We start from the raw sequence: 13,405 nt of genomic DNA on the forward strand, positions 1-13,405 counted from the left end.
CCTATTGGCTCTTAAATCATGCTTGTATTGCTTAAACCGGCGGGACGATTAGTCAGCCAAGATGTATTGGTTAAGAGTTGCTTTGAGCAGCTCTTGACGGCCGGATTCATTCTTGCGAGGTGTTTCATTGTTCAGTGCATACTCAGCCAGGGAAGCAAGTGTTGCTTTGCCTTCAACAACCTCAGCACCGACGCCTTCTTTGAAGCTGGAGTAGCGTTTCTCGATGAAATCATCGAATACGCGATCTTCGATCAGTTTAGCTGCAACCTTAAGACCTTTCGCATAAGTATCCATACCTGCGATGTGAGCGAGGAACAGATCTTCTGCTTCGAAGGAAGCACGACGAACTTTGGCATCAAAGTTTACGCCGCCTTTGCCAAGGCCGCCATTCTTCAGAACTTCGTACATTGTCAGTGTTGCATCGTAGATGTCTACAGGGAATTCATCTGTATCCCATCCGATCAGCAGATCGCCTTGGTTCGCATCGAGGGATCCGAGCATGCCGTTGATGCGGGCAACGCGGATTTCGTGGTCAAATGTATGACCAGCAAGTGTTGCATGGTTCGCTTCAAGATTCAGCTTGAAGTGCTTGTCCAAGCCGTACTTCTGCAAGAACGCGATGGATGTAGCTGCATCAAAGTCATATTGATGTTTTGTTGGCTCTTTTGGTTTAGGCTCGATCAGGAATTGAGCGTCAAAGCCGATTTCTTTGGCATAATCAACAGCCATATGGAACATGCGGGCGATGTTGTCCTGCTCCAGCTGCATGTCCGTGTTCAAGAGAGTGTCATAACCTTCACGACCGCCCCAGAATACATAGTTATCAGCGCCAAGGCGTTTACCTACTTCAAGACCCTTCTTGATTTGAGCTGCTGCATGAGCGTATACGTCTGCGTTGCAAGTCGAAGCAGCACCGTGCATGAAGCGAGGGTTGGTAAACATGTTTGCTGTGTTCCAGAGCAGCTTCTTGCCTGTCGCTTTCATCTGCTCTTCAATCAGGTCAACAATCGTATCAATGTTGCTGTAGAACTCACGAAGGGAGCTTCCTTCTGGAGCAATATCCACGTCATGGAAGCAGAAGTATGGAAGGTTCATTTTCTCCATGAATTCAAAAGCAGCCTCTACGCGGACTTTAGCCAGATCCATACCGGAATATTTATCATAAGAGCGAACTGCCGTATCTGTACCGAACGGGTCAGAACCGCCAGCTGTAAGTGTGTGCCAGTAAGCCATACCGAAACGGAAATGCTCTTCCATTGATTTGCCGGCTACGACTTCTTCAGGATTATAGAATTTAAATGCAAAAGGATTCTTGGAATCTTTACCTTCATAAGCAATTTTATTAACGGATTCAAAATAGGCCATGTTACAAAGCCCTCCTCAAAATTAGTTTAAAACTGTTTCGCGAAATCGTTTACACCGTTATACTATCACACTCGAAATACTTTGTCTATTGGTTAAACAAAGTTTGTTTTTTGAAATGATTTTCGTTACAATAGTCTTTATATCATCACAAGGGATGTGCTTTATCCATGGCGATTACCGGAGATCAGGCTCTGGTCAAGAAAATAAATAAGTCCATTATTCTGAGCACGATCCGGGAGCACGCCCCGCTCTCAAGAGCAAGAGTATCGGAGCTCACCGGACTGAATAAGGCAACTGTTTCCAATCTGGTTACGGAGTTAATTGAGAATCATCTCGTCACCGAGCTCGGTCCAGGCCAATCCAGCGGCGGACGCAAACCGCTCATGCTGCTGTTTAATAATACGGCAGGTTATGCGGTCGGCATTGAGCTGACTGTTGCGAAGCTTCGCGGTGTACTAACCGATCTTGCGGGAAATATCGTGCATGAAACCTCTCTTCCTCTTACCGATCACGATATTCCATCCGTCACTGCCAGGATCATCACAATGACCAAACAACTGCAGACCGAGGCTCCCTTATCGCCGCATGGGGTCATAGGCATAGGGGTTGGCGTGCCAGGAATGGTAGACGAGGAGGGTACGATCCTCTTCGCACCGAACCTTGGCTGGAACACGGTGCCGCTGGCGAGCATGCTGGAGGAAGAGCTCGGGCTTCCTGTAACGATAGACAATGAAGCGAATGCCGGTGCTTCCGGCGAGCTTCACTTTGGAGCAGGTAAGGGAATGCGTCATCTCATCTATATTAGTGCAGGCTCAGGGATTGGCTCGGGGATCATGATTGACGGCGGGCTGTATAAAGGAGCTTGGGGATATGCAGGTGAGACAGGACATATGTCCATTGATGCAGAAGGAAAACAATGCACCTGCGGTAATCGAGGCTGCTGGGAGCTCTATGCCTCAGAGAAGGCGTATAGCGACCCAAATCTTCAGATTCCAGCAGGGACAACAGCCGAGCTGGTAGCTTATGCCGAACAGGGGGATTCTGCTGTGCTTGAGCTGTATCGAAGCATCGGGCATCGACTGGGCATCGGCATTACGAATATCGTCAACAGCTTTAACCCGGAACGAATTATTGTGGGAGGACCGCTGTCCGAGGCTAGAGAATATATGGAAGACTCGCTTCAGCAAGTCGTCGCAGAGAGGACACTGCCGTATCACATGCGCAGTCTGCAGATCAGCTTCGCACAGCTCGGCAGCAAATCAACCCTGATCGGTTCCGCATATGGAGCAATCTCCCAATTTCTAGGTCACATTCGAGTGAGTGCATAAGTGTACACCAGATGATTTATAGCAGTGTAATTCATTGAACTGTTAAATATTTACTAATTCAGACAAAAAATTGTCCCATTTTATCGTCGCATGCCCTCTATTTCAAGGTATAATGAATCTAATTGTGTGTCATTTATCACAGCAGAGTCTTACCTTTGTGTGTATACCTTACGTACGAAATGGAGAGAATTCGTGTGACTTATGTGGATACATCAGATATTTCAGCCGCGATGTTTATTGCTGTTTTACTGTTCCTAATTATAATCGCACCTTTGGCTAGTCTAGGTATCCTCAGATTGTTTCAAGGCAGGAAGAAACAAGCCTTGTGGTATATCGTATCCGGAGTAGCCGTCTACGGCATATTCCAGTGGTTTATGTGGTATTTCTTTTAAAACAGCAGTAATAGGCATCAGCACGTTTAATTGTACCCTGTGGGCTATGACTCTAACATAGAGTCTAGTCCGCAGGGTATTTTCACGTATGATGCCTTAGTTTATACTGGTTTTATTTTTTCAGCTGATCCGCAATCTGCTGATGTTCACTTGATCCCACGACCTGCAATGCCGATTCCTCCACCGGCTCATTCGTTAGTTCGTATTTGTATTTAAGAGTTAGAATCCGGAGCACCTTCCGATCAATATCTTCAGCCGAGAGCTCTCCCTTCCGCACAGCCTGTAAAAGCGTGTTATACGCCTTCTCCGCTTTGGCTGGTGTATGACCGAACAGTACGACGTCGGCTCCTGCCTGAATTGCCATCAGTGCTGCCTCACCGGATCCGTAATTTTGCTGAATTGCACCCATTTCAAGATCATCGGTAATGACAACCCCATCATATCCCATCTCCTCACGGAGCAGAGCACTGAGCATGACCTCTGACAAGGAAGCAGGCCGGAGTGAAGCATCAATCTGAGGGTATTGGATGTGCGCAGCCATCATCATGTCTGCCCCATCTTCTATCGCTGCCTGAAAAGGTACCAGCTCCAGCTCAGCAAGCTCTTCCTTCGTCTTCTGAACAACGGGCAGGCCAATATGCGAATCGACCTTCGTATCTCCATGTCCTGGAAAATGCTTCACAGCCGCAATGACGCCGGCTTCCTGCATCCCTTTCATAGTAGCAATACCGAGCTCGGAGACCGTTTCTGCCGAATCTCCAAACGAACGGTTTCCTATCACGGTATTCTCCGGATTGCTGAAAATATCGAGCACCGGAGCAAAATTGAGATTAAAACCGAACGCTCCGAGCTCTGTCCCAATGACACTTCCGATCTGGGCAGATAAATCCGCATTGTTATACTTCCCTATCTGTCGGTTCGATGGAAATTCTGTTTTCCCTTCAGGAAGCCTTGAGACGCGTCCCCCTTCCTCATCCACAGAAATGAACAAGGGCAGCTGTCCCTCTCCATTGCTCTTCTTGACTTCATTGATCAAGGATTGAAGCTGCTTCTGATCATGGATATTCGGGCCAAACAAGATGACACCGCCCAGCTGTCCCTTACGAATTAAATCTTCTGCTTCTGTATCCAGCTCTGTCCCAGGAAAACCGGATATAATCATTTGTCCGATCTTGTCCTCGATTGACAGGTTAGCGAGCTGCTCCATGGCCGCCTCCTGCTCAGGCAATAGATCTTGATCGTCATGCTTCGGTGGTATGGATGTTTGGCCCTCCTCTGCATCCGATTCCGATTCGCTGCCAGCATCTGAATCGGATGGTGCATCGGAGCCGGAGTTCGCTCCTTCTTCGTCAGGTCCGCGATTCGAGCCGGGCAGCTCTGGTAAGGAAGTACCTGAATCCCCTGCATTGCAAGAGGTGAGCAGCACAACTGCCAGCAGTATTAAAATGTAGTTAACCCATCTTCTATATCCATAGGATTCTCTTTTCAATCCGACATCGCCCCATTTTCGTTGCATCTTTCTAATGTTATTCACAACACTATACTACCCATCTTACAGCAAAAAGAAAAACCGCACCCCTCAGCGGCTGTGTCCCTTACTCTCTTGTAACCGAGAACAAATCCATCTTATCGATGCCTCTGTTCTCTATTAGGTGAGGGAACAACTACTACACAGGGTGCGGTTATGCTACGACTTCATATCTTATCCTTGCGGATTAAGTGCCTTGTGGAACTGCAATTTGTTCATGCCAACGATACGGTGCTCGCCAAGCACGGTTACAGGTACTGCACGAAGCCCCATATCCCATACTTGCTGTGCAAATTCGTCGCTCTGTTCGATATTGCGCTCTTCATACTCAATGCCGTTCTCTGTGAGATAGCTCTTCACCTGACGGCAATGCGGACAGTTGGTAGAAGTATATACTATTGCTTTATCCATCATATTCACCTCGTAAGAAGAAATTTTAAATTAATAAGTTAAGCTAAAGCTCTATTAGTTAGCAACTGCGCTATGCTCCAGGCTTTCGATGAATTTCTCAGCATCAATCGCTGCTTTGCATCCGCTGCCTGCTGCTGTAATGGCTTGTCTATAACGTGTATCTTGTACGTCACCGCAAGCGAATACGCCAGGAACGTTCGTTTCGCTCGTTCCAGGATTCACAACAATATAACCATTGGAGTCAATCGTTACTTGGCCGTTCAAGAAGCCCGTGTTCGGATTGTGACCAATCGCTACGAATACGCCGCTTACTTCAATCATCTCTTCTTCTCCAGTAGCATTGTTAAGCACCTTAACGCCCTTAACTCCGCCTTCACCAGCAACAATCTCAACCGGTGTACGGTTAAGCGCCCACTCGATCTTCTCGTTGCTGCGGGCACGGTCCTGCATGATCTTCGAAGCACGAAGCTCTTCACGACGGTGTACCAGTGTTACTTTGGAAGCGAAGCGAGTCAGGAAGTTCGCTTCTTCCAGAGCGGAATCACCGCCGCCGATCACTACGATTTCTTTACCACGGAAGAAGAAGCCGTCGCATGTCGCGCAAGTGCTGACACCATAACCCACGTTCTCCTGCTCCCCAGGAATTCCAAGATACTTGGCAGATGCTCCTGTAGACAAGATAACGGTTTCGGACACGATCTCACCCTGCCCCTCAACTTGAATCTTGAAAGGACGCTGAGCCATATCAATGCTGTTCACCCAACCTGTGCGGAATTCAGCACCGAAACGCTCGGCTTGTTTACGCATATTATCCATAAGCTCTGGTCCCATAATTCCTTCTGGGAAGCCAGGGAAATTCTCTACTTCAGTCGTCGTGGTCAATTGACCACCCGGTTCCGGGCCTTCAATGACAAGTGGACTTAGATTGGCACGAGCGAGATAAATCGCTGCTGTCAGACCCGCAGGGCCTGTACCGATAATGACTGATTTATACATTTAAATAACCTCCCGCTGCTATCCGCAAATTGCTGCAATATACATACTTTGAATGAACTGGTGTCAAGCAAACATACAATATGTATTAGAACCTGTAACACAACATAAACTCAAAAAAGAGTTGTCACCAGAAAAAGGATCATGAATAATGTATTGAATGACTCCACCTGTTCAAGAAATCGTCAACTTTACGGAAATGGAATACATAATTTATAATAATTCTAATCTAGTCATCATTATGAGCAATTTCAAAGTCGATGTCAATGCTCATTTGTCGGTTGATGTCACCTGAATTATAGATGTGCTGCATTAGAGGAGGGAGTAAAAAAAGATATGGTTGAAGCATTAATAGGAAGTGTTATATCCGCTCTGTCTACAGGGCTTGGAGCCATCCCGATCTTGTTTATGCGCAAGGTCACACACCGGCTCCGGGACATTTTGCTGGCCTATGCGGCCGGAATTATGACCTCAGCTTCACTCTACAGTCTTATTCCAGAAGCACTGGGTCAATCTAATCTATTGGTTCTGTTCATAGGGATCCTTGCGGGCAGTATCGTTCTCTTGGTGCTGGAAATGTATATACCGCATATTGATCTGGAAAATCCAGAATCGCGTCCCTTTAATATTGAAGGCAAAGCGTTTCTTATCATTGCTGCCATAACGATGCACAACTTGCCTGAAGGCTTGTCTGTCGGCGTCAGCTATGCCAGTGGAGATGACAGCTTAGGTAATTTGATTGCGCTGTCCATCGGACTGCAAAATGCGCCGGAGGGGTTTCTCGTTGCTCTCTTCCTCGTTAATCAGAATATCGGCCGGTTCAAGGCACTGGGTATTGCCACTTTAACGGGTGCAGTAGAAATTGTGACCAGCATTATCGGTTATTCGCTTAGTAGTGTCGTTGATGGACTCGTGCCTTATGGCCTTGCCTTCGCAGCCGGAGCCATGATGTTCATCGTATATAAGGAGCTTATTCCGGAGAGCCATGGAGACGGCAACCAGCGAGTGGCGACGATCTCTTTCATCCTGGGACTGATTACGATGATTACACTCACCGAGTTATTCTGATCCGATCCTACAGCAAATTTTTCTCACAGGCTTCATGAATCCTATGAGAACGAAGCTTACGTTATATAGCAGCAAAAAGCGTCGTTTGCCCCAGGCTTGAAGCCTGCAGGAGCAAACGGCGCTTTTATTATGGTGCTCGTGTCTATGTGATCCATTCACCTTAATAATCGAAGTCCATTGAGAATCACGAGAATTGTACTGCCCTCATGTCCAATCACACCGAGAGGAAGTGCCAGCTCAGAAATGAAATTTCCTGCAATCAAAATGGTGATCACGCTAATGGCAAAGACGATGTTCTGCTTCACTACTCTTGCGGCACGTCTTGACTGTGTCACACTCCACGCGATCTCTTCAATGTTATCGTTCATCAGCACCACATCTGCGACCTCTATGGCCGTTCCGCTGCCCGACATTCCCATGCCCATACCTACCGTTGCCGCAGCTAGTGCAGGAGCATCATTAACGCCGTCGCCAACCATGACGACATGGCCATATTGCTCACGCAGGGAGCGAACTCTCTCTACTTTTTGCTCTGGAAGCAGACCGGCATAAACGAGATCAACTCCCGTTTCCTTCGCAATGACATCAGCTGTAGCCTGACGATCGCCCGTCAGCATGGCTACCTTGATACCAAGCTCTTGCAGCCGTTTCACCGCCTTCATTGCTTGTGGACGAACCGTATCCCGCATCGCGATCAGGCCCGCAATGTGATCTTCCTGCATAATAACGGAGACCGTCTTGCCCTCACGCTCAAGCTCTGACCTGAGCTGTATCCAAGCCGGATCCGCATCGGTCTCATCCAGCACATCTGTTTTACCTACCTTCCATAACTGCCCGGCAATTCTGCCCTTGATTCCCCAGCCGGTGATATTCTGGACATCGTCAGCCTGGATCCGCTGTGCTCCAGCTGCAATCGCCCTTGCTGCAATCGCCTCTGCCAGTGGATGTGTAGACTGACTTTCCACTGCTGCCGCGTGAGATAGAAGGGTCATCTCGTCATACCCGGAGGCCGCGATCAAATCGGTAACTTCAGGAACGCCTCTCGTCAAGGTCCCTGTCTTGTCAAAGGCCACCACCGCCGTCTTCGCCATATTCTCTACGTGTGCTCCACCCTTAAACAATAGCCCTCTTCTCGCACTGCTTGAGATCGAAGACAGCATTACTGGCATGATCGAAGCAACCAAAGCACACGGAGAAGCAACAACCAGGAATACCATCGCCTTATAAAAAGCATCTCCCCAGGGGATGCCAAACAGCAGCGGCATCGCTAGAACAAGAACGAGAGTAATCAAGACAACTAATTTGGCATAAATCCCTTCAAATTTCTCAATAAACCGCTGAGAAGCCGGGACCTCGGATTGCGCCTCCTCTACCAATTTGATGATCTTCGAGAATAATGTATTATCGGCTGGCTGAGTCACTTCAATATATAGAGCCCCTTCGCCGTTCATTGTGCCGGCATATACCTCATCTCCTGCACTCTTCTCCACTGGAATCGATTCTCCTGTAATAGAAGCTTGGTTCACAGCGGAATAGCCCTTGTATACTTTGCCATCAGAAGGCAATATTTCACCCGGTTTAACCAGCAGTAAATCTCCAGGCTGAAGCAGCTCGATTGCAACCTGCTCTACTGCCCCATCCTTCAGCCGCAGCGCAGTCTCTGGCTTCAACCCAATCAAGGAGGAGATATCTTTATGACTGCGTTCCGTCGTATAGCTCTCAAGCGCACCGCTGAGCGCAAAGATAAAGATGAGCATCGCCCCTTCATTCCAATATCCGATTGCTGCTGCGCCCATGGCTGCAGCAATCATGAGAAGGTTCACGTCCAAATCCCGGTCTTTGACGAGTGTCTCCACACCTTCCTTGGCTTTGGCCCATCCTCCTATCGTATAAGCTGCTATATACAGCACGATAGAAATAAGCTCATAGCTGCCTGAGATCCCCCATGCGGCCAGCATCATGACTCCGCTGCCGAGGGCCGCCTGCATCTCCCTGTTCTTAAGCATCATTTTGAAATTCGGACCTCTTTTGCGTCCGGGACGCTGAGGAGATAGCCCTTGTTCATCCACTTGTGCTGCAGTACTTATTCTTTGCTGAATAGCCTCCATATTCTTCACTATCCTTTCTTCATCGCTTCACTTCTAATTGAGAATGAGAGCCATTGTTAATGGCCTTAAAATGACACATGCTGCTTCGGGAAGCCCGAAGCAGCATGGTTTTTCGTAAAAATGGCATGTTGACATCACTGAGAATGATAATCATTTTTGCATTTATACAATTATTTTTGTGTTGTGCAACTTTTACTGTATTATATACCTGGCCCACAGAAATTGTAAATAAAAATGTTGAAACTTCATTTGAGGGAAACTGAATAAGTAATGCAAGGAACCCCAAACCCTGTCAATAAGGGCTTGGGGTTCCTTGACGAACCTAATTTAGGATGAATGAGCCGCGCTCAGATCTAGCTGACTCGCTTCAATGGCCTGCTTCAGGTCAGCGAGTATATCCTTAATGTTCTCGGTTCCAATCGACAAGCGGAGCAGCTCTGGATTGACGCCTGCCGCGATCTGCTCTTCTTCTGAGAGCTGCTGATGCGTTGTGCTTGCCGGATGGATGATAAGTGACTTGGAATCCCCTACATTGGCCAGATGGGAGAACAGTTTAACATTCTCAATCAGCTTGCTGCCTGCCGCTGCTCCTCCCTTAATTCCAAAAGTTAGTATGGCTCCCTGACCTCGAGGCAGATACTTCTGTGCAATGCTGTAAGAAGGGTGGCTTGGAAGCCCCGCATAGCTCACCCACAGAACGTCCGGGTGCTGCTCTAAATATTTTGCTACTTCAAGTGCATTAGCACTGTGCCGTTCAAGTCTCAAATGAAGGGTCTCAAGTCCTTGCAGCAGCAGCCATGAATTAAATGGTGAGATCGCTGATCCAAGATCCCTTAGCAGCTGGACTCTGGCCTTAATTATATAGGCTTGCGGCCCAACAGCCTCGGTATATACAACCCCGTGATAACTTGGGTCTGGTTCTGTTAATCCTGGAAACCTCCCGCTTGCCTCCCAGTCGAACTTACCGCTGTCTACAATCACACCGCCAATCGAGGTTCCATGCCCGCCGATAAACTTGGTTGCTGAGTGGACAACGATATCGGCACCATGCTCAATCGGACGCAGCAGATATGGACTGGGAAACGTATTATCTACAATTAGCGGAATGCCATGGTTATGTGCAATTGCAGCTACCGCTTCTATATCTAACACATTACCTTGTGGGTTGCCGATCGTCTCGGCATATATGGCTTTGGTCTTGTCTGTAATAGCCGATTCAAAGTTTGCCGGATCTTGCGAGTCAACGAATTTAACTGTAATCCCAAGCTTGGCGAGCGTCGTAGAGAATAAATTGTACGTGCCTCCGTACAGACTTGAAGCTGACACAATCTCGTCGCCGCTACCAGCAATATTCAGAATAGAAAAAGTGATGGCTGCTTGACCCGAGGCAGTAGCGAGCGCCCCTACCCCGCCCTCAAGAGCAGCCATTCGCTGTTCGAATACGTCTGTAGTCGGGTTGGTAATTCGGGTATAGATGTTACCAAATTCTTGAAGGGAGAACAGATTGGCCGCATGCTCACTGTCACGAAAAGCATACGAAGTTGTCTGGTACAAAGGAACAGCCCGCGATAACGTTGTTGGATCAATTTCCTGACCTGCATGTACAGCAAGAGTCTCAAATGCGTAATCTTTTTGTTCATTAGACATATTTCTGTTTTCCTCCTCTTGAGCGGGGCAAAAGCTCGCTGCTTTTTTTCCATATTCTCTCATAATTTGTTAACTTTGAAAAGGTCAATCCCTACTTTTCCTATAATAATTATTTATTTTGATTTTGCTAACAACGAACCCCAAAAAAAAAGAGACCACAAATCCTCGCTTTAATCTTTACGAGGGGATTGTAGTCTTTTTCTGATAAAATAAGCATCCTCCATACCTGGAGTTACTTTATGAAAAGATGAGTTTAACTGACCTGCCTCGAACAGCCGAACCACATGACCATCTGGTATTGCTCTTCGCGCAATGATACAGCTCTCAGGGATTTGAGCCAGCTCCTTATCGCTGACTTCTCCTTCATACACTTCACTTGTCACCCGCTGAGTCCATTCATAGGTGGAGCCGTAGAAAGCAACCCTGCCCCGATCCAGCCACAGTACATAATCCGCACTTCGATCCCATTCCTGCAGCTCATGAGAAGCCGCTACTACGGTGCGATGCTGAGCCGATTGGGACAAATATGAAATGATACTTCTACGAAAAGCAGCATCAAGTCCATTCATAGGCTCATCGAGCAGCAGGAATAGTGGATTCGTAAGCATCGCTTGCGCAATATGAATTCTGCGGACAATGCCACTTGATAGTTTTCGAATCTTGACAGCTGCAGCTTTCTCGAGGTCAAAATCCAGCAGCAGCTTTCTAAACACTGCATCATCATAAATGCCCTTTAGTTCACCAAAATAACGCAGCTGATTATAAACCGTCAGACTCCCGTACAGCTCCATAGAAGAGGGGACATATCCCATCCTGCTCCGCACAAGTAATAAATCATAGCCTGCTGCCCTCTTGCCTTCATAGTGGATCTCGCCATTATTCTGCACTTCGCTCACGGTAGCGAGAAGCTCTAGCAGCGTCGTCTTTCCCGCTCCGTTCTCTCCAACAAGAATAGTTAATCCATTATGCAGAGTTAAAGATTCAATGTCCAATACAAAGCTGCCCATTTGCTGCCGAATTTGACTTAGCGTAATCATGTCTTCCTCACTCCAGCAATAAGTGCCCGGCTTCTGTAGTGTGCAAATAGGATCAAGGCAGCTCCGGCAACGAATACGAGGCTGTCGATCCATAACAAGATGGGGGAACCGGGGCTCTCCGTAATGGACAGCTGCTGCTGAACCACCAGCCATATTAGATAGACGACAGAAGAACCGAGCATGGCCGCCTTCACTCCTCTGTAGAACAGAAGTGACATTGCCGACCCGCCAGTTAGCAGTGTTACCCCCAACCACACCAGGACAAAATGTCCGAAGTGGGATACATCGCCACCCACTGTCGCCGTTCTCAGATACACGATTCCATTACTGAGAAGTGCAAGCACAAGCACCGTTAGAAATGTCAACAGAGCCCGGCTGTATGCAATCAATGCCAGTGGGTAGGGCGTAATTCTCTCCACCGATCTTAGCCCCCGGTCCCCTGAACGCAGTGTAAACAGCAGCGCGACCAGTAACAGCAGCGGTGTCGTTATGGAGTATATCGTCAAGCTTGAATTACCATAAAGTTGATTGGGTCGATAGGGATCAATAAGGACGGCGAGCAGCATAAACAGAACTGACCCCGTACCGAAGATCGCTGCTTGATTTCTGCGCATCTGGCTTTTTAACAGATTTTGCAGAGAAGGCTTAGGAATAGAACCCTCTGCCCAAGCGCCAGTGGACTGTTCACTTTGGTTATTCATTCGTTGGACTTCCGGGTCACTGCTAATTGCTGTTGTGTCAGCCTTGTTATTTTTAAGAAGCTCAAACTCTCCTTGCAGCGAAGACAGAAGCAGCACTGTCTCTTCTTGGGTAGGAGGCGCAACCTCCTTGCGCGGGAAAACAGAGCGAAGCTCCTTCTCCAGCGGTTCGAGACCTGTATCAGCTCTTGGATTCATGGGCATACACCTCGCTTTCAGTAAACTTATCCGTCATGAGATTCGGCATCGACGCATAGAGCTCTGGCTTGTCCAGTATTTTGACTTTCAGACGACGGAGAGCAGCGTATAGACTGCTTTTTGCTGTACTTAGCGGAATATCCAGCAGTTCGGCAATCTCCTGCAGCTTCATATCCTCATAGAAACGGAGGGTTATCACCTGCTGCTGCATCGTTGTCAGTTCACCGAGCATTGTTCGTATCTCGTCTGCAGTCTCTCCCTGGAGATATTGTTCCTCCGCATTATAGTGAGGATCCTCCTTGTCAGGCATTTGCTCCCCTGCTGCTCGTTCACGTACCGTGGCGGCACTCTTCCAATAATCCCGGCACAAATTCATCACCACACGATATAGCCAGGCTTTTACATGATCAAGACCGCCTTGCTCTCGCAGATGGCGGATCAGTTTAATGAACGTTTCCTGAACCATATCCTTAGCCTTCTCCCGGTCTCCAAGCAGCCTTGCAGCGTATAGAAGGAGAGGACCATGAAACCTGCCTACCAACAGTTCAAACGCCTCCTGATCTCCTTCGCTCATTTTTTGTGCCAATTGCTCATCGGTAAGCACAGCATCCCTCCTTCCATGTCTTTAAACC

11 protein-coding genes are annotated in these 13,405 nt (G+C 47.9%); 2 read left to right on the forward strand and 9 right to left on the reverse strand.

Annotation, left to right across the window (positions count from 1 at the left end):
• Positions 1 to 48: 48 nt before the first annotated feature.
• Complete coding sequence (xylA, locus tag PUW25_RS21540) at positions 49 to 1,365, reverse strand: xylose isomerase (RefSeq protein WP_047913725.1); 1,317 nt, start codon at positions 1,363 to 1,365, stop codon at positions 49 to 51.
• Positions 1,366 to 1,532: 167 nt separating this feature from the next.
• On the opposite strand from xylA, the gene PUW25_RS21545 reads away from it, so the two are divergent.
• Positions 1,533 to 2,693: an ROK family transcriptional regulator gene (locus tag PUW25_RS21545; protein ID WP_047913724.1), complete on the forward strand. Its 1,161-nt coding sequence runs from the start codon at positions 1,533 to 1,535 to the stop codon at positions 2,691 to 2,693.
• Between the two features lie 504 nt (positions 2,694 to 3,197).
• Here PUW25_RS21545 and nagZ read toward each other — a convergent pair.
• From nagZ to trxB, 3 genes are all read right to left on the reverse strand, one after another.
• Positions 3,198 to 4,619, reverse strand: a complete 1,422-nt coding sequence (gene nagZ / locus PUW25_RS21555; protein ID WP_193746104.1) for a beta-N-acetylhexosaminidase — start codon at positions 4,617 to 4,619, stop codon at positions 3,198 to 3,200.
• A 168-nt stretch (positions 4,620 to 4,787) separates the two neighbouring features.
• Positions 4,788 to 5,024, reverse strand: a complete 237-nt coding sequence (locus PUW25_RS21560; RefSeq protein ID WP_047913722.1) for a glutaredoxin family protein — start codon at positions 5,022 to 5,024, stop codon at positions 4,788 to 4,790.
• A gap of 54 nt (positions 5,025 to 5,078) precedes the next feature.
• Positions 5,079 to 6,020, reverse strand: coding sequence for a thioredoxin-disulfide reductase (trxB, locus tag PUW25_RS21565; RefSeq protein WP_047913721.1), 942 nt, complete (start codon positions 6,018 to 6,020; stop codon positions 5,079 to 5,081).
• 333 nt (positions 6,021 to 6,353) lie between these two features.
• Here trxB and PUW25_RS21570 point away from each other — a divergent pair, with 333 nt between their 5' ends.
• The gene (locus tag PUW25_RS21570) at positions 6,354 to 7,085 is read left to right on the forward strand and encodes a ZIP family metal transporter (protein ID WP_047913720.1); all 732 of its coding nucleotides are present in this window, start codon (positions 6,354 to 6,356) and stop codon (positions 7,083 to 7,085) included.
• A 155-nt stretch (positions 7,086 to 7,240) separates the two neighbouring features.
• Here PUW25_RS21570 and PUW25_RS21575 read toward each other — a convergent pair whose 3' ends face one another.
• The 5 genes from PUW25_RS21575 to PUW25_RS21595 all read right to left on the reverse strand — a co-directional run bounded on the left by PUW25_RS21575 (position 7,241) and on the right by PUW25_RS21595 (position 13,377).
• The gene (locus PUW25_RS21575) at positions 7,241 to 9,193 is read right to left on the reverse strand and encodes a heavy metal translocating P-type ATPase (protein WP_205055095.1); all 1,953 of its coding nucleotides are present in this window, start codon (positions 9,191 to 9,193) and stop codon (positions 7,241 to 7,243) included.
• A 327-nt stretch (positions 9,194 to 9,520) separates the two neighbouring features.
• Positions 9,521 to 10,903 carry a homocysteine synthase gene (locus PUW25_RS21580; protein ID WP_338000037.1) on the reverse strand — a complete coding sequence of 461 codons (1,383 nt, stop codon included), beginning with the start codon at positions 10,901 to 10,903 and terminating at the stop codon, positions 9,521 to 9,523.
• Positions 10,904 to 11,010: 107 nt separating this feature from the next.
• Positions 11,011 to 11,877, reverse strand: a complete 867-nt coding sequence (locus PUW25_RS21585) for an ATP-binding cassette domain-containing protein (RefSeq protein WP_205055097.1) — start codon at positions 11,875 to 11,877, stop codon at positions 11,011 to 11,013.
• Positions 11,874 to 12,773, reverse strand: a complete 900-nt coding sequence (locus PUW25_RS21590) for a hypothetical protein (protein ID WP_205055098.1) — start codon at positions 12,771 to 12,773, stop codon at positions 11,874 to 11,876. The genes PUW25_RS21585 and PUW25_RS21590 overlap by 4 nt, the downstream gene beginning before the upstream one ends.
• The gene (locus tag PUW25_RS21595) at positions 12,757 to 13,377 is read right to left on the reverse strand and encodes an RNA polymerase sigma factor (protein WP_205055099.1); all 621 of its coding nucleotides are present in this window, start codon (positions 13,375 to 13,377) and stop codon (positions 12,757 to 12,759) included. The genes PUW25_RS21590 and PUW25_RS21595 overlap by 17 nt, the downstream gene beginning before the upstream one ends.
• Positions 13,378 to 13,405 lie beyond the last annotated feature (28 nt).

This window comes from Paenibacillus urinalis (assembly GCF_028747985.1).
Classification (GTDB): domain Bacteria; phylum Bacillota; class Bacilli; order Paenibacillales; family Paenibacillaceae; genus Paenibacillus; species Paenibacillus urinalis.